General features: G+C 71.6%; 20 protein-coding genes. 10 read left to right on the top strand and 10 right to left on the bottom strand.

The window, feature by feature from the left end:
• Positions 1-37 precede the first annotated feature (37 nt).
• Positions 38-1,399 carry a GNAT family N-acetyltransferase gene (locus tag ABH941_RS34005; RefSeq protein ID WP_370133524.1) on the top strand — a complete coding sequence of 454 codons (1,362 nt, stop codon included), beginning with the start codon at positions 38-40 and terminating at the stop codon, positions 1,397-1,399.
• Positions 1,400-1,416: 17 nt separating this feature from the next.
• Here the strand turns inward: ABH941_RS34005 and glmS are convergent, their stop codons facing one another.
• The 3 genes from glmS to lnt all read right to left on the bottom strand — a co-directional run bounded on the left by glmS (position 1,417) and on the right by lnt (position 5,220).
• Positions 1,417-3,243 carry a glutamine--fructose-6-phosphate transaminase (isomerizing) gene (gene glmS, locus ABH941_RS34000; protein ID WP_370133523.1) on the bottom strand — a complete coding sequence of 609 codons (1,827 nt, stop codon included), beginning with the start codon at positions 3,241-3,243 and terminating at the stop codon, positions 1,417-1,419.
• A 51-nt stretch (positions 3,244-3,294) separates the two neighbouring features.
• On the bottom strand, positions 3,295-3,582 hold the full coding sequence (locus ABH941_RS33995) for a hypothetical protein (protein ID WP_370133521.1): 288 nt from the start codon (positions 3,580-3,582) through the stop codon (positions 3,295-3,297).
• Between the two features lie 90 nt (positions 3,583-3,672).
• Positions 3,673-5,220 carry an apolipoprotein N-acyltransferase gene (gene lnt / locus ABH941_RS33990; protein ID WP_370133520.1) on the bottom strand — a complete coding sequence of 516 codons (1,548 nt, stop codon included), beginning with the start codon at positions 5,218-5,220 and terminating at the stop codon, positions 3,673-3,675.
• Positions 5,221-5,475: 255 nt separating this feature from the next.
• Here lnt and ABH941_RS33985 point away from each other — a divergent pair, with 255 nt between their 5' ends.
• On the top strand, positions 5,476-5,946 hold the full coding sequence (locus tag ABH941_RS33985) for a hypothetical protein (RefSeq protein WP_370133518.1): 471 nt from the start codon (positions 5,476-5,478) through the stop codon (positions 5,944-5,946).
• A gap of 73 nt (positions 5,947-6,019) precedes the next feature.
• On the opposite strand, the gene ABH941_RS33980 is transcribed toward ABH941_RS33985, so the two are convergent.
• Both ABH941_RS33980 and ABH941_RS33975 read right to left on the bottom strand, forming a co-directional pair.
• Positions 6,020-7,003 (bottom strand): phosphatidylserine/phosphatidylglycerophosphate/cardiolipin synthase family protein, encoded by a 984-nt coding sequence (locus ABH941_RS33980; protein ID WP_370133516.1) that lies wholly within the window; start codon positions 7,001-7,003, stop codon positions 6,020-6,022.
• Between the two features lie 118 nt (positions 7,004-7,121).
• Positions 7,122-7,928 (bottom strand): helix-turn-helix domain-containing protein, encoded by an 807-nt coding sequence (locus ABH941_RS33975; protein ID WP_370133514.1) that lies wholly within the window; start codon positions 7,926-7,928, stop codon positions 7,122-7,124.
• Positions 7,929-8,013: 85 nt separating this feature from the next.
• On the opposite strand from ABH941_RS33975, the gene ABH941_RS33970 reads away from it, so the two are divergent.
• On the top strand, positions 8,014-8,967 hold the full coding sequence (locus ABH941_RS33970; RefSeq protein ID WP_370133513.1) for an LLM class flavin-dependent oxidoreductase: 954 nt from the start codon (positions 8,014-8,016) through the stop codon (positions 8,965-8,967).
• A 133-nt stretch (positions 8,968-9,100) separates the two neighbouring features.
• On the opposite strand, the gene ABH941_RS33965 is transcribed toward ABH941_RS33970, so the two are convergent.
• Positions 9,101-10,363, bottom strand: a complete 1,263-nt coding sequence (locus ABH941_RS33965) for an IS110 family transposase (protein ID WP_370133512.1) — start codon at positions 10,361-10,363, stop codon at positions 9,101-9,103.
• A gap of 887 nt (positions 10,364-11,250) precedes the next feature.
• Here ABH941_RS33965 and ABH941_RS33960 point away from each other — a divergent pair.
• The gene (locus ABH941_RS33960) at positions 11,251-12,684 is read left to right on the top strand and encodes an aspartate aminotransferase family protein (RefSeq protein WP_370133510.1); all 1,434 of its coding nucleotides are present in this window, start codon (positions 11,251-11,253) and stop codon (positions 12,682-12,684) included.
• Here the strand turns inward: ABH941_RS33960 and ABH941_RS33955 are convergent.
• Together ABH941_RS33955 and ABH941_RS33950 are read right to left on the bottom strand one after the other, a co-directional pair.
• On the bottom strand, positions 12,671-14,263 hold the full coding sequence (locus ABH941_RS33955; protein WP_370133509.1) for a multicopper oxidase family protein: 1,593 nt from the start codon (positions 14,261-14,263) through the stop codon (positions 12,671-12,673). The genes ABH941_RS33960 and ABH941_RS33955 overlap by 14 nt on opposite strands.
• Positions 14,260-14,709 carry a hypothetical protein gene (locus ABH941_RS33950; protein ID WP_370133507.1) on the bottom strand — a complete coding sequence of 150 codons (450 nt, stop codon included), beginning with the start codon at positions 14,707-14,709 and terminating at the stop codon, positions 14,260-14,262. Before ABH941_RS33950 ends, ABH941_RS33955 begins: the two co-directional genes overlap by 4 nt.
• Before the next feature lie 84 nt (positions 14,710-14,793).
• Between ABH941_RS33950 and ABH941_RS33945 the strand changes: the two genes are divergently transcribed.
• Positions 14,794-15,273, top strand: coding sequence for a MarR family winged helix-turn-helix transcriptional regulator (locus tag ABH941_RS33945; RefSeq protein WP_370133505.1), 480 nt, complete (start codon positions 14,794-14,796; stop codon positions 15,271-15,273).
• Between the two features lie 118 nt (positions 15,274-15,391).
• Here ABH941_RS33945 and ABH941_RS33940 read toward each other — a convergent pair whose 3' ends face one another.
• Entirely contained in the window at positions 15,392-15,805 is a 414-nt protein-coding gene (locus ABH941_RS33940; RefSeq protein WP_134009202.1) for an organic hydroperoxide resistance protein, read from the bottom strand.
• Between the two features lie 93 nt (positions 15,806-15,898).
• On the opposite strand from ABH941_RS33940, the gene ABH941_RS33935 reads away from it, so the two are divergent.
• The 3 genes from ABH941_RS33935 (at position 15,899) to ABH941_RS33925 (ending at position 18,499) form a co-directional block, all read left to right on the top strand.
• Positions 15,899-16,408, top strand: a complete 510-nt coding sequence (locus tag ABH941_RS33935) for a MarR family winged helix-turn-helix transcriptional regulator (RefSeq protein WP_370133503.1) — start codon at positions 15,899-15,901, stop codon at positions 16,406-16,408.
• Between the two features lie 78 nt (positions 16,409-16,486).
• Positions 16,487-16,753 carry a DUF5302 domain-containing protein gene (locus ABH941_RS33930; RefSeq protein ID WP_370133501.1) on the top strand — a complete coding sequence of 89 codons (267 nt, stop codon included), beginning with the start codon at positions 16,487-16,489 and terminating at the stop codon, positions 16,751-16,753.
• Between the two features lie 171 nt (positions 16,754-16,924).
• The gene (locus ABH941_RS33925; protein ID WP_370133500.1) at positions 16,925-18,499 is read left to right on the top strand and encodes a VWA domain-containing protein; all 1,575 of its coding nucleotides are present in this window, start codon (positions 16,925-16,927) and stop codon (positions 18,497-18,499) included.
• A gap of 48 nt (positions 18,500-18,547) precedes the next feature.
• On the opposite strand, the gene ABH941_RS33920 is transcribed toward ABH941_RS33925, so the two are convergent.
• The gene (locus ABH941_RS33920) at positions 18,548-19,894 is read right to left on the bottom strand and encodes an aminotransferase class I/II-fold pyridoxal phosphate-dependent enzyme (protein ID WP_370133499.1); all 1,347 of its coding nucleotides are present in this window, start codon (positions 19,892-19,894) and stop codon (positions 18,548-18,550) included.
• Positions 19,895-19,963: 69 nt separating this feature from the next.
• Between ABH941_RS33920 and ABH941_RS33915 the strand changes: the two genes are divergently transcribed.
• Positions 19,964-20,656, top strand: a complete 693-nt coding sequence (locus ABH941_RS33915) for an FMN-binding negative transcriptional regulator (protein ID WP_370133497.1) — start codon at positions 19,964-19,966, stop codon at positions 20,654-20,656.
• Between the two features lie 172 nt (positions 20,657-20,828).
• Positions 20,829-22,247, top strand: coding sequence for a sugar porter family MFS transporter (locus ABH941_RS33910; protein WP_370133690.1), 1,419 nt, complete (start codon positions 20,829-20,831; stop codon positions 22,245-22,247).
• Positions 22,248-22,532 lie beyond the last annotated feature (285 nt).

Genomic DNA, 22,532 nt, shown 5'->3' with positions numbered 1-22,532 from the left:
TTGTGACCGCGAAACACCGGTTCGACAGGATGCCAGCATGGCTGAATTGACGAACCGTGACCGCAGAAACACCACCCGACACCACTGGCGCCGTGACACCGTGGAGCTGTCCGCGGTGTTCATGGCGGTGGCCATCGCCGATCTGATCGCCAATGTCGTCGTCCACGGCCATGACGGTCCGGTCCTGCTGGTGGCGTCCGCGCTGGCACTGCTGGCTACCGCCGCCTGGCACAGCTGGTGGAAGCACCGCCATCCGGACCCCCCACCGGGGCCGGCGCCCGGCGACATCGTCTCGTCCGCGACGACCGAGACGGCCGCGCCGCCGGCGCACTCGCCGCAGTCCCCGCTCTGGCGGATCCGGGCCACCGTCCCGGACGCCCCGGGCAGCCTGGCCGGGCTGTGCAGGGCGCTGGCCGATCTGCCGGTCAACATCATCTCCATGCAGGCGCACCCGCTCGCCGAGGAGACCGTCGACGAGTTCGTGGTCCAGGCCCATCCGGAGACGGCCCCGCAGGACATCACCCGGGCCGTCGTCGCGGCCGGCGGCACCGAGGTCTGGCTGGAGCGCGCAGACGCGCACGACCTGGTGGACGTGCCGACCAGGATCCTCAACCTGGCCACCCGGACCGCGCTGGACGCCGCCGAGCTGCCGCTGGCACTGCGCCAGCTGTTCGGCCGGTGCACCATCCGTTCGCAGCCGGGCGGCATCGACGAGGACGAGCTGGACGGCAGCACGATGCGGCTGCGCGACCCCTCCGGCGGGATCCTGCTGGTCACCCGGGACGAACCGCCGTTCACCCCCACCGAGTTCGCCCGCGCCCGGGCCCTGATCGAGCTGGACGCCCAGCTCGGCCCGCGGGTCCCGGACACCCGCTCGGTGATCGAGCTCGACGGCCGGGGCGCCCCGGCCGAGGAGCTGACGGTACGCCGGGCCGACCCGTCCGACCGGATCGCCGCCGTGGCCCTGCACGAGCGCTGCAGCAGCGCCACCCTGCGCCGGCGCTACCACGGCCCGGTCGCCGACAGCGACCGCTACCTGGGCCATCTGCTGGAGCCCCGCTACGGCCAGACCCTCACCGCCGAGACCCCGGACGGCAGCCTGGCCGCCCTCGCCCATCTGATGTGGGACGGCGACAGCGCCGAGATCGCCGTCCTGGTCGAGGACGCCCGGCAGCGCCGTGGCCTCGGCAGCGAGCTGGTGCGCAGGCTGGTGGAGCTGGCGCGGGACGCCGGGATCGACGAGGTCTACGCGGTGACCACCGCATCCAACAGCGGCATGATCGCGACCCTGCGCCGACTCGGCGTCCCGCTGGACTACCAGGTCGAGGACGGCACCCTGGTGATCACCGCGCATCTCGCCCTGGAGACCGCGGACTCGGCACCGGCCGCCCGTCGGTGACGTGACTACTCGCGTGACTACTCGACGGTGACGCTCTTCGCCAGGTTCCTCGGCTTGTCGACGTCCCGCTCCAGCGCCACCGCCGCGTAGTAGGCGAACAGCTGGAGCGGGATGCCGAGCAGGATCGGGTCCAGCTCGGGCTCGTTCTTGGGCACCAGGATGGCGTCCTCGGCGAGCTTGGCCTCCGGGCGGGTGTGACCGACCATCAGCACCGGGCCGCGGCGGGCCCGGATCTCACCGAGCGTGGTGAGGTTCTTCTCCAGCAGCTCGTCGTCCGGCACGATCGCGACGGTCGGCAGATCCGGGCCGATCAGCGCCAGCGGGCCGTGCTTCAGCTCGCTCGCCGGGTAGGCCTCGGCGTGGACGTAGGAGACCTCCTTGAGCTTCTGCGCCCCCTCGCGGGCCACCGGCCAGCCGCGCACCCGGCCGACGAACATCATCCCGGGGTGGTCCGCGTACTTGCCGGCCAGCTCGGCGATCTCCTTCTCCTGCGCCAGGATCTCCCGGATCTGGTCCGGGAGGGCCTTCAGCCCGGCGCAGATCCGCCGCCCGTCCGCCGGGGACAGGTCGCGGACCCGGCCCAGGTGCAGCGCCATCAGCGCGAAGGCGATGGAGGTGGAGGTGAACGCCTTGGTGGAGGCGACCGAGATCTCCGGCCCCGCGTGCAGGTACATCCCGCCGTCGCACTCCCGGGCGATGGCGCTGCCCACGGTGTTGACCACGCCGAGCACCCGTCCGCCCTTGCGCTTGATCTCCTGCACGGCGGCCAGGGTGTCGTAGGTCTCGCCGGACTGGCTGACCGCGATGTAGAGGGTGTCCGCCTCGATCACCGGGTTGCGGTAGCGGAACTCCGAGGCGGGCTCGGCGTGGGCGGGGATCCGGGCCAGCTCCTCGATCAGCTGGGCGCCCAGCTCGCCGGAGTAGTAGGCGGAGCCGCAGCCGAGGATCTTCACCCGGGTGAAGGCGCGCGCCTCGCGGGCGTCCATGTTGAGGCCACCCAGGTGCGCGGTGGAGAAGCGCTCGTCCACCCGGCCGCTGAGGGTGCGCTCCACCGAGGTGGGCTGCTCGTGGATCTCCTTGAGCAGGAAGTGGGCGTGGCCGCCGGTGTCGTAGGAGGCCTCCTCCCAGTCCACCGTGGAGGGCTGCTTGGCGGTGGCCCGGGCATCCTCCTGGGTGAAAGTGTTGAAGCCGTCGGCGCGCACCGTCGCCAGCTCGCCGTCGTCCAGGTGGACGACCTGGCGGGTGTAGCGGACCAGGGCGGAGACGTCGGAGGCGGCGAACATCTCCTTCTCGCCGATGCCCAGCACGATCGGGCTGCCGTTGCGGGCGACCACGATCCGGTCGGGCTGCTCGGCGTCCAGGACGGCGATGCCGTAGGTGCCGACGACGCGCTTGAGGGCGGCCCGCACGGCGTCCTCCAGCTCGACGCCCTCGGTGGCGAGACCGGCGATCAGGTGCGCCAGCACCTCGGTGTCGGTCTCCGAGGTGAAGACGCAGCCGTCGGCGGTCAGCTTGGCGCGCAGCTCGTCGGCGTTCTCGATGATCCCGTTGTGCACCACGGCGATGCGCTCGGCGCCGTCCAGGTGCGGGTGCGAGTTGGCGTCACTGGGCTCGCCGTGGGTGGCCCAGCGGGTGTGGCCGATGCCGGCCTTGCCGGTGAAGCGCGCCGGGACCAGCGCGGCGAGCTCGCCGACCCGGCCCTTGCTCTTGCGGACCTTGAGCCCGCCCTTGGCGGCGACGGCCACCCCGGCGGAGTCGTATCCCCGGTACTCGAGGCGCTGGAGTCCCTCCAGCAGGATGGGCGCGGCGTCCCTGGGACCGATGTAGGCGACGATTCCGCACATACAGGGCTCCTTCGTTGAGGGTGAAGACAGGAGGGTGAGGAGAGCGGGTGCTCAGCCGTAGACGAGGCGGCGCAGCTGTCGGGCGGACAGCTCGGGTGCGCGCACCCGCCGCTGCGGCAGCTCGGCGGTGATCCGCTCGAAGATCCGCTCGTTGGTGAGCCCGCGCGCCTGCAGCTCGCCGTGCCGCCGGCGCACGTACTCCTCGGTACTCTCGGCGAAGTAGGCGAGGACGTCGGCGACCACCCGCGCCGCCTCGTTCGGGCCGAGGGCCGTGGTGCGGGCCAGATGGTCGAGCAGATCGTCAGGTACGGACGCGGCGGAGCGGGCAGGACTGGACACAAGGAGTGACCTTACGCATCCGCGTCCTCGAAACCAAGAATTCTGCCCGGAATCGGGCAGGAATCTCGCACTTACGGGTGCCTCTGAGCGTCAGCTGCGGTTCCGGCGCTCCAGGAGCACCCAGCCGCCCGCCGTGACCACCAGCAGCAGGCAGCAGCCGGTCGGCACCCAGTTGCCCCAGCGGTCGTACAGGGTGGAGCCGGTGGCCAGCGGCATCCGGTAGGTGAACGTCCCCCGGTCGTCGGTGCCCAGCGCCCGGCCGACCTGGCGGCCCAGCGGGTCGTAGGCGGTGCTGACGCCGGTGAGCGTCGCCTGCACCACCGGGCGGCCGGTCTCGGCGGCGCGGAAGGCCGCGAGCGAGGCGTGCTGCTCGGGTGCGGCGGTGTCCTGGAAGGTCGAGGTGGAGGACTGCACCACCACCAGCTGCGCGCCCATGTTCACCAGCGCCCGGCTCATGTCGGGGAACGCGGACTCGAAGCACACCAGCGGTCCGATCCGCAGCGTCCCGCCGCCCGGCTCCGGGACCGTCATGATCACCGGGGTGGTGCCCCGGCGGCGGTCGACGGCGGCGGCCTTGGAGAACGAGGCGATCCAGCCCAGGGCCGGGCGCATCGGGATGTACTCGCCGAACGGCACCAGCCGGATCTTGTCGTAGCGCTGCCCGGTCAGCCCCTGCGGGTCGACCAGCACCGAGCTCTTGTAGATCGCCCCGTTGGGCCGGGCCGCGTCCACATTGACCAGCAGGTCCGCCCCGACCTGGGCGGACAGCGCGGCCAGCTGGGCGGTCAGGTCCGGGCGGTCCGCCAGGTCGTAGCCGAGGCTGCTCTCGCCCCAGACCACCAGGTCGGGACGGGTGCCGATGAGCGTGCGGGTCAACTCCTCGCCGCGCGCGGTGCGGTCGTCCAGGGTTTTCGAGCCGCCGGGCTGGACCACGGCGACGGTGGCCGTCCGGCCGGTCAGCCGGGGCTGCGGGGCCCAGGCCAGCGCCGCCACCGTGCAGCCGCCCAGCGCCAGCAGGGTGCCGTAGGCGACGGCGGACCGGCCCCAGGCCGCGATCAGCACCACCACGGCGGTGTTCACGGTGACGATGAACAGGCTGTCCAGCCACACCCCGCCGACCGAGGCCAGCACCAGCGCCGGGTGCTGCCGGTACTGGCTCGCGCCGAGCAGCCCCCACGGTCCGCCGAGGTACTGCCAGGAGCGGACGGTCTCGATGGCGAGCCACGCACAGGGGATCAGGACCACGGCCGCTGCCGCCCGCCCCGCGTCCGGACGCCCGCGCAGCAGCCGCCACACCAGCCAGCCCCAGGGCGCCCAGAACAGCCCGAGCAGCCCGGCCAGCACCAGGATCGCCACGTTCAGGGTGGGGATCAGCCAGCTCATCACGCCGACCAGGAAGCCCGCCCCGCCCCACCAGCCGAGCACCATGGCCCGGCGCCGGGTCGGGGCCGACCGCACCACCAGCATCAGCGGCACCAGGCAGACATAGGCGAACCACCACCAGCCGACGGTGGGGAAGATCAGGACCGGCAGTGCCCCGGTCCCGGCGGCGAGCAGCGGCATCCGCGAGCGGCGCGCCAGCCGGCGCAGCCGGCCCGGTTCCGCGGCCGGGCCGGCGTCCGCCCCGGCCTGAGTCATGACGGCCTGCCCGCCCCGCCCGCCCTGCTCCGCCCGGACCTGCCCTGCCTGGACCTGTTCTGCCTGGACCTGTTCTGACGCGACCTGCCCTGCCCGGTCACCGGTGGGCCCCCTCCCAGCAACACTGTGCACCTGCATCCCTCTCCTCAGTCACCGCTCCCAGTCTCGACGCATTCCCCCTGATCAGCACCTCGAACACGGGAACCGCTTCCGATCGGCGCAGTGCTGGGGCACCCTGGAGACAGGGAGGCTGATATGCCGTCACTTCCACGGCCGATACGTCACGCGCTGCGCCGCAGGCCGCGAGCCCACCATGACATCAACGACCTGGCCCGGCGCCGCCACTACCGTGCGCCGCGCCGCCGCCTGCACCCGGTCCGCGGGCTGCTGGTCAACCTCGCCGTACTGGTGCTGCTGCCGCTGTGGCCGTTCATCGCGTACCCGCTGCAACGGGCCGGCTCGCCGAGGGGACGGCGGACCGTCGCCAGGCTCGAGTACGGCGGAGCCCTGGAGGGCCCCCGGCAGTTCCTCTGGGTGGTCACCCACCACTCGGTGGTCATCGCCCTGAGTGCGCCGATGCGGTACCTCGCCGACCGCCTGCACCGGCTCGGCGGCCGCGGCGGCGGCCCGCGCCGCAATCCGCCCTTCGCCGGCGACCGCGAACCCCGCCGCCCCAAGTCAGGACCGCCCTCCGACGCCATCGCCCTCCCCGAGCCCCGGGGCTGACGGTAGCCACCAGTGCGAGGACAGCCCGACCCCCGGGCTGCCCTCGCTCGCGTTTCGGCTTCCTGATACGGCCTCAGGCCGCGGTACCGCCGGAGTAGTCGGAGGCGAAGGCGGTCTCGACGACGCCCTCCACACCGGTGTCGGTGAGGATGATCCCCAGCTCCCGGTTGTTGCTGAGCGAGTTGCTGGTGATGTTCATCGAACCCGCCTCCACCTTCGCGGTGGACAGGCCGTAGTCGGCCACGATCGCCTTGGCGTGGATGTAGTAGCCGGTGCTGGAGGAGTAGCCGCGCACCGTGCCGCCGGCCGCCTTCACCGCGGACACCTCGGAGGAGTAGCTGCCCGGGTACTCCAGCACCACTCGCACGGTCACGCCGGCCTTGACCCGGGCGACGATCGCGTTGACCACGGCGGTGTCGCTGAACTCCTCCTCCTCGACGTCGAGGGTCTTCGTCGCGCCGTTGATCACGCTCAGCAGCCGGGTCTGCGAGTCGGTCGGCGACCACAGCAGGTTGTCGCCGTCGCTCGGGGTGACCGAGGTGTGGGCGTAGTCCGCGTTGAAGACCGTCTCGATGGCGGCGACGTCCGTGCTGTCGGTGTCGAAGACGCCGTAGTCGCGGCTGGTCGAGTAGTAGTTGGCGGTGAGGTTGCCGGTGAGGATCAGCGACTCGGCGCCGTCGACGGTGATGGTCTTCTGGTGGGTGTAGACGTAGGAGGACGACGAATAGACCACCCCGACCCCCGCGGCCTTGAGCGTCGAGTAGGCCGAGCCGTTGATGCTCGTCTTGGTGCGGTCCAGGATCACCCTGACCGCGACCCCGGCCTTCTCCCTGGCCACCAGGTCGGCCACGGCGGTGCTGTCGTTCAGCTCGTACATCGTCATGTCCAGCGACGTGGTCGCCGAGTTGATGAAGTTGTAGATCGTCGGCTCGCTGCTGCTCAGCGAGAAGGCGAACGCCGAGTAGCTGCCGGCGGCGTGGGCGGGCAGGGCGCTGCCCAGCGCTGCCGCGCAGGCCGCAAGGATGGTTCCGGCGCGGCGCAGGGTGGTCCGGATCATCGTGTCTCCCTGGACACTTGAGGGTTCGTCAGCCCCGGCGGACTGGCGCGCCAACCAGAGAACCACGCGCGTAGAACTGGGGGAAGAGGAATCCGGTTAACTTGACATGTCCAGTTGTCTACGCGCGTCCTTCCGTTTGTGTACGTTCTGCGATTGCCGCAGAGTTCGCCGCTGAAAGCGCACCCGCCGTAGCCGCGTCGGCCGGCAGAAAAGCCTCCAGCCTCAGCTCAGCCACGGTGACGTCCACCGCCGTGGCGAAGGTGGTGACCGTGGTCAGCAACCGCAGCAGGCCGAGCGGCGAGCGCAATTCCAGCGGGACGGCGAAGCCGAGATGGCCGGCCTCGGGTGGCTCCTCGGGGACGTAGCGCTCCAGCTCGGCCAGCAGGTCCAACGCTCTCTCGTCCGGCGTGGCCAGAGCCGTCCGTCGAAGGCCCTCGATGACATGGCGGGCCCAGACGTCGAAGTTCTCGATCCGGGGCCGGATCCCCTGCGGGTGCAGCGCCAGCCGGTACACATTCACCGGCGGTTCCAGCAGCCAGGAGGCGACCCCCTCACCGCGCACCAGCGCGAAGGCCGCGTTCTCGGCGACCAGGTCGCCGTGCCGCTCCACCACCACGGCGGGGAACGGCAGATGACCGTCGAGGATGTGCCCGATCGCCGACCGCACCGGCTCCAACCCCTCCTCCTCCCAAGGGGTCTCCGGGTAGACAGGGGCGAACCCGGCCAGCGCCAGCAGGCTGTTGCGCTCCCGCAGCGGCAGCGCGAGCGCCTCGCCCAGCCGCACCACCATCCCGCGCCCGGCCTGCGAGCGGCCGCTCTCCACAAAGCTGACATAGCGCTGCGAAGTTCCGGCACGGACGGCCAACTCCAGCTGGCTGAGCCGGGACCGGCTCCGGTACGCGCGCAGCGCCTGGGGGAAGTCCACCCTCCCGTTCTATGCCACCGGACCCCACTCCGCGATTCCCTCAAGGGAATTGCCGCGATTCACCGCCGCGGGCAGAGTCCGGGGCATGAAGCACACCACACAACTGGGCGTACTCCTGCCGACCGGAACCAGCAGCTGGGAGCCGGGAACCGACGCCCGTACGCTCATCGACTTCGCCGTCCGGGCCGAACGGCTGGGCCTGGACTCGGTGTGGGTCAACGACTCACTGCTCAGCCCCAGGATCGAGCCGCTCACCATGCTGGCCGCCCTGGCCGCGACCACCGAACGGGTCACCCTGGGCACCGGCGCGCTGCTGCCGGTGCTGCGCCGACCGGTCCAGGCCGCCCAGACACTCGCCTCGGTCGACGCCCTGTCCGGCGGACGGCTGGTGCTGGGCGTCGGCGCAGGCTTCCCCGGACGCTTCGGCAAGCCCCTGCACGAGCTGTCCGAGGTCCCCTGGGAGCGCCGCTTCGCCCGGCTGGACGACACCGTGGCGCTGTGGCGGCAGCTCTGGTCGCCCGACGCCCCGTCCTCCTTCCACGGCGAGCTGCTGCACTTCGACGACCTGCCGCAGAGCACCGCTCCGCACCGCCCGGGCGGTCCCCCGATCTGGCTCGGCGCCGCCGCCCCCACCGCCCTGGCCCGCACCGGCCGCCTCTACGACGGCTGGCTCCCCTACCCACCCGACCCCGCCGCCTACGGATCCGGTCTGAACGCGGTACGCACCGCCGCCGAAGCAGCCGGCCGCACCGCCGAGGCGATCACCCCGGCCGTCTACGTCACCGTCCTGATCGACGACGACGCCGAGCGCGGCCGTTCAGCTCTCGACGCCTTCGCCCGAGCCAACTACGGCCTGCCCCTGGAGGAACTGGAGACCATCCAGTCCCTGGTCACCGGCCCAGCCGCCACGGTCGCCGCCCACCTGTCCCGCTACACCGCCGAGGGCGCCCGCCACCTGGTCTGCCGCCTCGGCGCCCTCGGCCTCCCGGGCCAGCGGGAACAGCTCGAACGTCTGGGGGAGGTGCGGGGGGCGCTGTGACCGGGGGTGATGGGGGAGGCGGGACGGCGTAGCCGGCTGTTTGCGGCAGCTGTGGGTGGCTGAGACGAAACTGGGCGTTCGGTAGGCGTGCGGCAGCGCCCGGCGGAGCCGGGTGGGTGGTGGCGGTTTCCTTTCAGGTGGTGGCGGGGGTGAGGGTGGCGTCGTAGCCGAGCTTTTTCAGGCGGGCGACGAGCTTGTCCTTGTAGTGCTCGGGGTCCTCGTGCCGGGTGTAGAAGTCGGGGCCCAGGTCGGTGTAGGGGACCTGCCGGTCCAGGACGTAGTAGATGATCAGGAGCAGGGTGTGGGCCACGGCGATGGCGGCCTTCTTCTTCGCGCGGGGGTTGCGGGCCCCGCCGAAGCGTCGTACCAGGCGGTGGAACCGGGCGCCGGGTCTGGTTTTGGTGCGGGCGACCGTCCAGGCGCTCTCGACCAGCAGGTTGCGCAGGTGCTGGTTGCCCTTGCGGGTGCCGGCCGGGCGGCGGTGGCCGCCGGACTCGTTGTTGGCCGGTGCGAGTCCGGCCCACGAGGCCAGGTGGTCCGCGGTGGGGAAGAACGACATGTCCTGGCCGATCTCGGACAGGATCACCGCTGCCGCGTGGCTACCGATTCCCGGGATGGTCATCAGCAACTCGCGGGAGTGCTGGAAAGGGAGCATCAGCGCCTCGATCTGCGCCTCGGTCTCGGTGATCAGCTCGTTCAGCTGGTCGATGTGCTTCAGGTGCAGGCGGCACAGTCCGGCGTGGTGCTCGCTGAAGCGCCCGGACAGGGCCATCGACAGGTCCGGGATCTTCTTGCGCAGCACCCCGCGTGCGAGTTCGGACAGGACCGCGCCGCGACGCTCGCCGTCGATCAGGCCCTGGACCATCGCGCGCCCGGAGACGCCCAGCACGTCGGAGGCCACCGAGTCGAGCTTGATCCCGGCGTCCTCCAGGGTCTTGTGCAGCCGCTGGGTCTCGCTGGTGCGCGAGCTGACCAGCCTGGCCCGGTAGCGGGTGTAGTCCCTGGCCCGGGCGGTCTCCGGGGTGGGCAGGTAGGAGCCTTTGAGCAGTCCGCATTCCAGCAGTTCGCACAGCCACTGCGCGTCGGCGGCGTCGGTCTTGCGGCCGGGCACGTTCTTCACGTGCGCGGCATTGCACTTGAGGACCTCGAAGTCGCCGAACTCCACCAGGGCGTGGAAGACCGGGTTGGAGTAGATCCCGGTGGACTCCATCGCCACGATGGTGACCCCGGTCTCCCGCAGCCAGGCGCACATCTCCTTGAGCACCCCGTAGAACGTGGAGTACTTGCGGATCTCCTGGCCGCGCCCGCCCGGCTCCTGGCCGGGGAAGCGCACGCACACCGCGATCTCCTTCTTGGCCACGTCGATCGCCGCGCACCGGGGATACGTCAGTTCCACCGCACACCGTCCCTCCACACGGGAACGCCTCCGCGGGCCGGGGGTTCGCCGACCCGGCCCGCGGCACCCGCCCCCTGGACACTGGGGCGTGCGCTGCCTGCCGAACCCCGCTCAGAACCGGGAAGCTGAGACACGCGCACGAGGCGGCAACCGGGAGTACCCGACAAGGGGTTCGAGCACCAAACTTACATACGCCCACGAACGGATCAAAGCGAACCGGCGTCCGCAGACAGCCCACCCCACCACTGTCCCGCCCACCGCACCCCGCTGTCAGGCCAACCACCAACCCGACCCGGCGGCCACCCGCACCACCCAGTTTCATCCACACGAAGCGGCCCGCAGGGCCATAAAAACTTACATGGCGCCACCGTTGCCGCCCACCGCCGTCCGTGGCTTGTTGCTGTTGCTCGGCTCCGCCTCGCAGCGACAAGGCCGGGGAGGGGTGCGGGCGGCGCGCCGTTGCCGGGCGGCAGGGCGGTCGGTGGTGCCTGAAGAAACGATTCTCCAGGTAGATGTCCTATGCATTTGGGGTCACTCGACCTACTTTGGGGTCACTCGTCCGACAAATCCTGCCGCGTATGTCCGTTATGTCGTCGAGTCAGTGACCCCAAAGTAGGTCGAGTGACCCCAAAACGGACCGCGCCGACCGCCGCGCGCCCCCTGGCCAGCCCGCACGCCCCCCGCACGGGCCTACGGCGCCCAGCAGGGTCGCCCCCTCCCGCAGTTAGCCCGCGAGCGCAGCGAGCAACAGCAACAAGCCACGGACGGCGGAGGGCGGCAACGAACCCGCCATGTAAGCCACCTACAGCTGCCGCAATCAACCGGCGAAGACGCCCCGCCTCCCCCAAACAATCGACGGCGGTCTCCCTCCCCGTACGATCGTCGACATGAACGACTTCCGTACGGCGGGGCACGCCGCCGTGGACCTGCTGGCCGACTACCTGCGCGGACTCTCCGAGGGTCCGGTCTGGCAGGCGATGGACCCGGCCGTCCGCGAGCGGGTGCTGACGCTGCCGCTGCCGGAGGGCGGCCGGGCTCTGGACGAGCTGGTCGCGGACATCGGCGCGGACGTGCTGCCGTTTCCGATGGGGAACGGGCACCCCCGGTTCTTCGGGTGGGTGAACGCCGCCCCGGCGCCGGCCGGGGTGCTGGCGACGCTGGCCGCCGCCGCGATGAACCCCAGCTCGGCCGGCGGCGACCACGTCGACGTCCATCTGGAGCGCACCGTGGTGCGCTGGATCGCCGAGCTCGCCGGGTTCCCGCATCCGCCCGGCGCGGGGCTGCTGACCTCCGGCGCGTCCATGGCGACGATCGTGGCGCTGGGCACCGCCCGCAACCGGGCCGCGGGGCGGCTGGGCGTGAACGTCCGCGAGGAGGGGCTGGCGGCGCTGCCGCCGCTGGTCGGCTACGTCAGCGCGGAGACCCACTCCTGCGTGCGCAAGGCCGCCGAGCTGCTGGGCCTGGGCAGCCGCAACCTGCGCACCGTCGCCACTGATGCGGCCGGTCACCTCGACCCGGCCGCCCTGCGCCTGCAGGTCAAGGCCGACCGCGCCGCCGGGCTGCACCCGTTCCTCGCCGTCGCCTCCGCCGGGACGGTCAACACCGGCGCGGTGGACGACCTGGCGGCCGTCGCCGACGTCTGCGCGGAAGAGGGGCTGTGGCTGCACGTCGACGGCGCCTACGGCGCGTTCGGTGTGCTGGACCCGGTGATCGCCGACCGCTACACCGGCCTCGACCGCGCCGACTCGCTGGCCCTGGACCCGCACAAGTGGCTGGGCGTCCCGGTCGACTGCGGCTGCGTGCTGGTGCGCGACCCGGTGGAGCTGCGCGGCACCTTCAGCCTGGTCCCCTCCTACCTGAGGGACGAGAACGCCGACGGCCTGGGCTGGTTCTCCGAGTACGGCATCGAGCAGACCCGCCCGTTCCGCTCGCTCAAGGTCTGGGCGACCATCGCCGCCTCCGGACGCGAGGGCATCGCCCGCGACGTCGCCCACTGCACGGCGATGGCCCGACGCCTCGGCGAACTGGTGGACGCCGAACCCGAGTTGGAGCTGATGGCAGCGGTGGAGAGCTCCATCGCCGCCTTCCGCTACGCCCCTGACGGGGTGTCCGACGAGCTGCTGGAGCAGGTCAACGGGGCGCTTTCGGCGGCGGTCCAGGAGCGCGGCCGCACCTTCGTCACCGGCACGCTGCTGAACGGCCACGAGGCCGTCCGCGCCTGCCTGATCAACCCGGCCGTGTCCGAACCGGATCTGGCCGTCCTGCTGCAGGAGGTCCGCGCGGTGGGCGCGGACCTCCTGACCAGGCTCAGCGCGTCGTGAAGTCGGCCATCATCGCCATGTCCTCGTGCTCCAGGTTGTGGCAGTGCAGCATGAAGCGGCCCGCGTAGTCCTCGAAGCGCACCGCGATCTCGACCGCCTCGGCCGGTTGCACATCCACGGTGTCCTTCCAGCCGCCGTCGAAGGGGCCGGGGGCCGCGCCGTTGCGCGACACCACCTGGAAGTGGTTGAGGTGCAGGTGGACCGGGTGGTGGAAGTCGCTGATGAAGCGCCAGACCTCAGTGGTGCCGAGCCGGGGCGTGGCCAGCGAACGCCCCGGCCGGTACTCCTGACCGTTGACGGCCCAGCCGCCGGCCGACTTCTGGAACAGGAAGGAACGAGTGGCCGCAGCTCTGGCCGGGTCCAGCGCGGCGACCGCGGAGAGCTTCGCGGGAATGCGGGAGTCGTCGGTGACGCTGCCGCCGCCCAGGTCGAAGCGCATCACCTCGGCGGTGCCGCCGCTGCCGAGCCCGTTGACCAGCCGTACCTTGGTCCCGGCCGGATAGCGGGAGAAGTCGACGATGACGTCGAAGCGTTCCGCCGGGGCGACATCGATGTTGTCATGCGCGACCGGCGCCGCCAGCAGCCCGCCGTCGCTGCCGATCTGCACCAGCCCGCCGCCGCCCGGCGGTTGCGGGTCCAGCGCGAGCCGGTAGCGGCGGGCGTTGGAGGCGTTGAGGATCCGCAGCCGGTAGCGGGCCCGGTCGGCGTCCAGCACCGGCCAGGGCGCGCCGTTCACCAGCACCGTGTCGCCGAGCACCCCGTCCAGGTAGGGGGCGGTGACACCGGACATCGTCTGCGCGGCATCCAGCGCCGGGTAGGCGAAGGAGCCGTCCGCGGCGAAGGATCGGTCGCTGATCAGCAGCGGCAGGTCCCGTTCGCCGTGCGGGAGCGGCAGCGCGGCCTCCTCGTCATCCGTGACCAGGTGGAACCCGGCCAGGCCGCGCCACACGTTGGGGCCGGTGAACCCCATCCGGTGGTCGTGGTACCAGAGCGTGGCGGCCCGCTGCTCCACCGGATAGGTGTAGGTGCGCTGCGTGCCGCCGTCGCCGCTGTCCATCGCGGCCATGCCCGCCATGCCGTCCCAGCTCGGCATTCCGGCCATGCCCGAGGTCGCGGCGACACCGGCCGGGTGCACCAGTTGGGTCGGGTAGCCGTCGCTCTCGGCGGGAGTGTGGCCGCCGTGCAGATGCACCACAGTCGGGTGCGGCAGCTGGTTGCGGTGGGTCACCACCGTCCGCCGTCCGGACCGGGAGACCAGCGTTGGGCCGGGATAGCTGCCCTGGTAGGTCCAGGCCTGGGTGTCCAGCCCCGGCAGGATCCGCAGCAGCGCGGGCCGTTGGGTGATCTCGTAGTAATCGGCGGTGGCGTCGGTACGGACTGGCGCAAGGACCTGCGGCCGCGGCAGCGGCACCTGGTAGGGGCGCGGCAGCGGAGCCGCACTGCGCAGCAGCAGTCCCGGTTGACCCTGTGTCAGCAATCTGCCCAGGTAAGGTGATCCGGCCGCGACCGCGCCGGAACCCAGGACGGCGGCGGCGCCGATGCCGAGGAAGCGGCGGCGACTCAGCGCGGGCCGGTTCACGCGTCCACCTCGGCGGGCGACGCCAGCCCGGAGGCGTCCGGGGCTGCGGCGGACGGGGCCCGCAGCGGCAGCCTCCAGACCGACTCGGCGTTCTTCATCACCATGATCACCACCCCGACCCCGAGCGGGACATGGATGATCAGCTCCCGGCTGAACCCGAGCATCATCTGCACCGCGATGACAACCAGGGTGATCAGCTGGTCGCGGGCGGGCGCCCCCGGACCGCCGCCCGGGCGCCATATGAGCAGCGCGGCCACCAGCGACACCAGCACCACCGTCGCCAGGATCATCGCGGCGATCTCGTGGGCCTTCAGCAACGGGTAGTGCCCCTGCAGGAAGCCGCCCGCGAGCACCGGCTGCCCGAAAGCCAGCAGCCCGGCAAGCAACACCGCTCCCCTGAGTACCCGGTGCGCCCCCACGCGCACCCCCGGCCTGCCCTGAGCCATGCTCGTCCTCCCCGCACAGAGTTAAGTCCCCACCGAGATAGTCCCTTCTGAAACTATCCCGATTGGAGCATATACTTCTGCTCCATGGACGCCAACTCCCACCCCGAAGCCGAGGATCAGCTCTCCGAGGCTGCCTCCGTAGGCCTGCTGTTGCGCCGCGCACACCGCAGGGCTGCCCGGGAGTTCGGCCGGCAGCTCCAGCCACTCGGCATCGACAACCGCCATGCGGGGGTCCTGCTGCAACTGGCCCGGGTCGGGCCGGTGACCCAGCGTGATCTGATCGTCCTACTGGGCAGTGACAAGTCCACGATGGTGCGCACCATCGACGAGTTGGAGGCGCGTGGGCTGGCGGTGCGCCAGCCACACCCGACCGACCGCCGCGCCCACGCGATCCAGGCCACTGAGGCCGGGCTCGCCGCCCTGGCCGAGGTCCGCAGCCGCGCCGACACGGCGGGCAACGCCCTGCTGACCTGCCTGCAGCCCGCCGAGCGCAGCCAACTTCTCCAGTTGCTGCGCCGCTTCGCGGATGCCGAGGAACGCACCCCCGACGACCTGTTGCCATGACGCGGTACCGAAACGCCGTCAGGCGGCCACCGGATCTCCGGCCCTACTGGGCCGAAAGGTACTCGGTGACCGCCTGACGGTGCAGTGCGGTGCTGTGCAATGCGTCGTCCCGCGCGGACTACTCGACTATCAGCTCGACCGGGATGTTGCCGCGGGTCGCGTTGGAGTACGGGCAGACCTGGTGGGCCTGCTCGACCAGGCTCTTGCCGGTCTCGCCCTGGAGTGCCTCGGGCAGCTCGACCCGCAGGACCACGGCCAGGCCGAAGCCGCCCTGGCCGTTGCTGCCGATGCTGACCTCGGCGGTCACCGAGGCCTCGCTGGTGTCGACCTTGGCCTGACGGCCGATCAGACCGAGGGCGCTGGCGAAACAGGCCGCATAGCCGGCCGCGAACAGCTGCTCGGGGTTGGTGCCCTTGCCGTCGCCACCCAGCGCGGGCGGCATGGCCAGGGTGAGGTCGAGCTGCCCGTCGGAACTCACGGCGCGGCCCTCGCGTCCGTTGGCGGTGGCTGCGGCGGTGTAGATGGCGTCCATCAAAGTCTCCTCATGGCTTGCTCTCCGGCGTTCCCTGTTCCATAAGCATCACACACAATTCAATTGTGCACAACTAAGTAGTACCCTTGAGACATGCCGACGCAGCCCACCGCAACCGCTGACGACCTGCTCCGCCTGGAGCACCACGTCTGCTTCGCCCTGCAGACCGCCTCCCGAGCCTTCGGCGACCTCTACCGCGACGCCCTACGGGAGCACGGGATCACCTACCCGCAGTACCTGGTGCTCCTGGCCCTGACCGAGCACGGAGAACTCCCGGTCAAACGTATCGGCGAACTGCTGCGCCTGGACTCCGGCACCCTGTCGCCGCTGCTGAAGCGGCTGGAGACGGCCGGACTGGTCCAGCGCACCCGAAGCACCCAGGACGAGCGCTCCGTCGACGTCAAGCTCACCGGCAAGGGGGCCACCCTGTCGACGGACGCCCAGCGGGCCCTCCGAGCCTGCGCCGCGAGCGTGGGCCTGGACCCGGCCGAACTCCAGGTCCTGCAGGGAATGCTGCAGCGCCTCACCGACCGCCTGGACGCCGCCGTCGGCGCTGCCACCGGCGGCGCTGCCGGCCCCGGGGCCCCGGTCGCCGGCAATTGATCAAACCGGGCCGCCGTCCCGTGCCAGACTGGGCACGCACCCGAACCGGCTGTGCCTGATCCACGATAGGAGGCCCCCATGGCTGAAGACGCAGTGGCCGACAAGACCCCCGGCGACGCGACAGCGCCGGAGGCTGAGACCGATGCCGCGTCCGAGCAGCAGACTGCGACCGGCTCGAACGACGCGGCAGAGGATGTGAAGCGCAAGTTCCGCGAGGCGCTGGCCCGCAAGAGCGGCCAGCACGCCGACTCCGCCGCGGCCGGCGGCAGCTCCGAGACGTCCAAGATCCACGGAGCCCACGGCAAGTCCGGCGGACAGCGCGACTTCCGCCGCAAGAGCGGCTGAGGCCACGCGCGTACCGGTGAGGGGCGGCGACCATCGCGGTCGCCGCCCCTCACCCGTGGGGACGACCGGCTGACGCGAAGCCGACGCGACACCTTCGCGACACCGGTGCGAGGGCGTCACGGATCGGTACGGATGCCTTGTCAGACGGGCCGCACGAGGCAGGATGTCCCTATGACCTCGATGCGCAAGGGCTCGAACTGCCCCGTACCGACGACCGCCCTGCACGCGGTGGTGAGCTGGCGCACCGATGCGCCCGCACCGGACGTCGATGTGTCCGCGCTGCTGCTCGACAGCTCCGGCAAGGTCCGTTCGGACGCCGACTTCGTCTTCTACAACCAGCCCCTGCACGCCTCCGGCGCGGTTCGGCACGAGGGCAAGCGGCCGCAGCCGGGCGAGATGATGGACGCCGTGCTGCTGGACCTGGCGGCGGTCGAGCCCGCGGTCGACCGCATCGTGGTGGGCGCCTCGGCCGACGGCGGCACCTTCGGCCAGGTGCCGGGGCTGCGACTGCGGGTCATGACCCAGGACGGCGCGAGCGTCGCCGAGTTCGACATCGAGGGCGCGAGCAGCGAGACGGCGTTCCTGTTCGGCGAGTTCTACCGGCGGGCCGGGGAGTGGAAGTTCCGCGCGGTGGGCCAGGGCTACGCCTCCGGCCTCGAAGGGCTGGCCACCGACTTCGGCATCTCCGTCGAGGGCGACGCACAGCCGGCCCCCGCCGCGGCCCCGCAGCCCTACCGACCGCCCGCCCCGCAGCCCTACCACCCCCCGGCTCCGCAGCCGCCCGTCGGTTTCGGCCCGCCCCCGCCCCAGTACCAGCAGCAGCCGCGGTACCAGCAGCCCGCGCCCCCATCGCCCGTGCCCGCGGGGTCGTCCGCGCCGGGCGGCGCTGCCATCAGCCTCAAGAAGCAGAAGCTCATCAACCTGGAGAAGCAGCTCGCCGACCGCGGCGACCGCAACCTGCTCGACCTCACCAAGCGCGCCGCGGTCAGCCTGGAGAAGCGCGGCCTGTCCGAGCACACCGCCCGGGTCGCCCTGTGCCTGGACATCTCCGGCTCGATGGGCGGCCTCTACCGCTCCGGCAAAGTGCAGTCACTGGTCGAGCGGGTGCTGGCGCTGGGGCTGCGCTTCGACGACAACGCCGAGGTCGACGTGTTCCTCTTCGGGGCCCGCGGCCATGAGGCGGGCAGCGTCGGCATGGACAGCTACCAGGGCTGGACGGACCGGATGCTCCAGCAGTGGCGCCTGGAGGGCGGCACCGACTACGCCGCCGCCATGGAGCTGATCCGCCAGCAGTACTTCGGCTCGGCCGACCTGCGCCACAAGCCGATCTCGGACCGCCAGCCGGTCTATGTGATGTTCGTGACGGACGGTCACACCACCAGCGAGGCCGCCACCAAGGCCCATGTCCTCTCCTCCAGCTACGAGCCGCTGTTCTGGCAGTTCATGGGGATCGGGCGGTCCTCCAAGTCGGTCGACGCACCGCAGGTCGCCCAGGCGGCGCCGCCGCCCGGCAAGCAGTCGCGCTTCGCCCGCCGGTTCTCGGCGATGGCCGCCAACTGGGGCGACGGCACCTTCCGCTTCCTGGAGGAGCTGGACGACCTGCCCCACCGCTACATCGACAACGCCGACTTCTTCTGCGTCCAGGACCCGGCGAACCTCACCGACGAGCAGCTGTACGACCTGATGACCGCCGGGTACGCGGACTGGCTGCAGCACGCCAGGGCGAAGGGCCTGCTCATCGGCTGACCCGTCGTCGAAGCGAGCCTGGGGGCTGGGGGCCGGGGGCCGGGTGGTTCACACCCCCCGGACGTCGCCGTCCCTCCCCCGCAGCACCGCGGCGATGTCCTCGGCCAGCCGCGGCATCTCATCCTCCGTCAGCGGCGAGACCGTCAGCCGTACGCCGGGTGGCGAGCCCAGCCGGAACCGCGAACCTGGCGCCACCGCCCACCCGCGCTGGATCAGCCCGGCGACAGCGGCGGTCTCGTCGGGCACCGGGATCCAGACGTTCAGGCCGCTGCGGCCGTGCGCCCGCACCCCGCGCTCCGCCAGCGCCCGGAGCAGCGCGTCCCGCCGGACCCGGTAGGAGGCCGCCGCGGGGGCGGTGTCCTCCGCCTGCCACAGCGCCGCGACGGTGCGCTGCAGCAGATGGCTGACCCAGCCCGCGCCGAGCCGCTGACGGCCGCGTACCCGGTCCATGGTCTCCGGGTCGCCGGTGAGGACGGCCACCCGAAGGTCGGGCCCCAGCGACTTGGCCGCGGAGCGCAGCACCGCCCAGGTCGCGGTGGTGGGTTCGCCGTCCGGGCCGACGCAGAGGGGGTGGAAGGGCAGGTCGACGATGCCGTGGCCGTGGTCGTCCTCGACCAGCAGCACCCCAGGGTGGTCCGCCAGCAGCCCGCGCAGCACCGCGGCGCGTTCGGCGCTGACCGCGGCCCCGGTGGGGTTCTGGGCGCGGTCGGTGACCACCAGCGCGCGGACGCCCTCGTCCAGCGCCCTGGCGACGTCGGCGGCGACCGGCCCCTCGTCGTCGACGGCGACCGGCACGGCCTTGAGGCCGAGGGCGGGCAGCAGATCGAGCAGGCTGCCCCAGCCCGGGTCCTCGACCGCGACCGCGTCACCGGGGCGCAGCCGGGCCAGGAAGATCCGTTCGATGGCGTCCAGCGATCCCGAGGCGACGCCGACCGGGGCGGCCGGAATGCCGTCGGCGGCGAAGGATGCCTCGGCCAGGGCGCGCAGCCGGGGGTCGATGGCCGGTCCCCCGTACAGCACCGGATCGGTCGCATCGGCGAGCGCGGCCTCGCGCACCGCGGCCTCCAGGCCGGGGAGCAGTGCGGTGTCGGGGTTGCCGTCGGCGAGATTGCGGGTGCCCGCGGGCACCGCCAGCCGGGAGGCGTCGCGGGGGGTGAGCGAGGGCCGGGAGCGGATCCGGCTGCCGCGCCGCCCGGCGGTCTCGATCACACCCCGGTCCCGCAGCAGCCGGTAGGCGGCGGCCACGGTGTTGGGGTTGACGCCCAGCTCGGCGGCCAGGTCGCGGAGCGGAGGCAGGGCCGTCCCCGGTTCCAGCGCGCCGGAGCCGACGGCGTGCTCGATGTCGGCCGCGATCTCAGTGGCCCGGCGTCCCGTGATCCGATAATCTCCTAGCACAAAGAACATTATGCACTAGTGCATAACTTCTGTCGACCGCAATCGACCGCGACGCGAGGTGTCTCGACCATGCTGATCAACCCCTGGGACCGCGGCAGCGACGACGAGTGGCGCGCCTGGCTGTCCGCCCGCGACTTCGGCGTCCTCGCCGCCAACGGCCCGGACGGCGCCGCGCCCGTCCTGGTGCCCACCCAGTTCGTCTACGGGGGCGGCAACGAGGTCCTGCTGCACCTGGCCCGGCCCAACCCGGTCTGGGCCGCCATCGAGGCCAACCCCCGGCTCACCCTGGCCGTCACCGACGACTACGCCTTCGTCCCCGGCCCGTGGCGCGCCCCCGCCGACACCCCGCCCGAGGACGGCGTCCCGACCACCTACTACGCCTCCGTCCACCTGGTTTGCACCGCCGAACCGGTCGACGACCCGGTCGCCAAGGCCGCCCTGCTGGACCGTCAGACCGCCCACTTCCAACCGGACGTGCCGCACCGGCCGATCGTCCCCGGCGAGCCGCCGTTCGGACGGATGCTGTCCGCGATCCGGGGGCTGCGGCTGCACATCGAGGAGGTGCGGCCCAAGTTCAAGTACGACGACAAGAAGTCCACCGACTTCCAGGCCGCCGTCGCCGAGGAACTGCTGCTGCGCGACCGCCCCGGCGACCCCGGCGCCCGCACCCAACTGCTGCGGCGCCGCGAAGCCCGGCTCACCGAAGCCCGGCTCGCCGAAGCTCAGCTCACCGACCCGGAGACCTGCCCGATCGAACACTGATCCGCCGACTCCCCAATGCCATGGGCCGTCCGGGGCAGGCATCCACCCGGACGGCCCACGGAACGGCCTGCCATCCGTCCCCCTTCGGCCCGCGTTCCTAGGCTGGTCGGACGGACCATCAGTTCGGGGACGCGGCCTCCGCTGCGGCCCGTCGCACTCCCGGGAGCCTCCACTGACCAGTTCAGCGACATCTCAGCAGTCAGCCTCCGGCGAGGGCAGCCTCGGTCACGTCATCTTCATCGCCGCGGCCGCCGCGATGGGTGGATTCCTCTTCGGTTACGACAGCTCCGTCATCAGCGGCGCCGTCACCGGCATCCAGAAGCACTTCAGCGTGGGCAGCGGCGAGACCGCGCTGGTGGTCTCCTCCGCGCTGCTGGGTTCGGCCGCGGGAGCCATGGGCGCGGGCTGGCTCGCCGACCGGATCGGCCGCATCCGGGTCATGCAGATCGCCGCGGTCCTCTTCGCCATCAGCGGCGCCGGCTCGATGTTCCCGCCCAACATCTTCACCCTCGGCGTCTGGCGCGTGGTCGGCGGCATCGCCATCGGCATGGCCTCCGTCATCGCCCCCGCCTACATCGCCGAGGTCGCCCCGCCCGCCGTGCGCGGACGGCTCGCCTCCTTCCAGCAGGGCGCGATCGTGCTCGGCATCTTCATCTCCCAGCTGGTCAACTACGCCCTCAACCAGGGCGCCGGCGGCAGCCCCAACGACCACATCGCCGGGATCCAGGCCTGGCAGTGGATGCTCGGCGTGGAGACCGTCCCTGCGCTGATCTACTTCCTGATGTCCTATGCCATCCCCGAGTCCCCGCGCTTCCTGATCTCCGTCGGCCGGATGGACCGGGCCCGCCAGGTGCTCCTCGACGTCGAGGGCGAGGGCAGCGACCCGGACGCCCGGATCGCGGAAATTCAGCAGGTCATGGCCTCCGAGCACAAGGCCACCCTGAGCGACCTGCTGGGCGGCCGGGCCGGGCTCCAGACCATCGTCTGGATCGGCATCGGCGCCTCGGTGTTCCAGCAGTTCGTCGGCATCAACGTGATCTTCTACTACTCCTCGCTGCTGTGGCAGTCGGTCGGCATCAACGCCAGCAACTCGCTGCTGATCAGCGTGTCCACCTCGCTGGTCAACATCGTCGGCACGGTCATCGCCATCGCCCTGGTCGACCGCATCGGCCGCCGCCCGCTCGCCCTGGCCGGCTCCGCCGGCATGGCCGTCGCCCTCGGCCTGGCGGCCTGGGCCTTCTCCTACCGCCACGGCACCGGCACCACGGCCACCCTCCCCAACACCCAGGCCACCGTCGCCCTGGTCGCGGCCCATGTCTTCGTCCTCTGCTTCGCCTTCTCCTGGGGCGTCGTGGTCTGGGTCCTGCTCGGCGAGATGTTCCCCAACAAGATCCGCGCCCTCGCCCTCTCCGTCGCCGCAGCGGCCCAGTGGATCGCCAACTGGGCCATCACCGTCAGCTTCCCGACCATGTCCGACTGGAACCTGTCGGCGACCTACGTCATCTACGCCTGCTTCGCCCTGCTCTCCATCCCCTTCGTCTACTTCTGCATCAAGGAGACCAAGGGCCGCACCCTGGAGTCCATGGGCTGACAGATCTGATGCCCCGTCCAGACCTGGGGCCGGGTGTATATGTGATTTGGCGATGATCTTCCTGTGTGCCATCATGCGCGTACTCTTCAGTCCCACCGCGCCTGCTTCAGGAGTCAATTCGTGGACCATCGTCACCAGATAGCCGCTTCTGTCCTGCTCTGCAGCGCAATAGTCGCCGGCACCGCTGCCTGTGGCGGAAAGGGTGCCGCGACCGCCGGTGCCGCTACCGCAACAAGCAGTGCCTCCTCCTCGGCATCGGCGGCTGCGTCCGCATCCGTGGATCCC

This window comes from Streptacidiphilus sp. EB103A (genome assembly GCF_041261405.1).
In the GTDB taxonomy this organism is placed as follows: Bacteria; Actinomycetota; Actinomycetes; order Streptomycetales; family Streptomycetaceae; genus Streptacidiphilus.
Note: the sequence above shows the minus strand (reverse complement) of the source record. Positions and strands in the feature narration are given on the sequence as shown.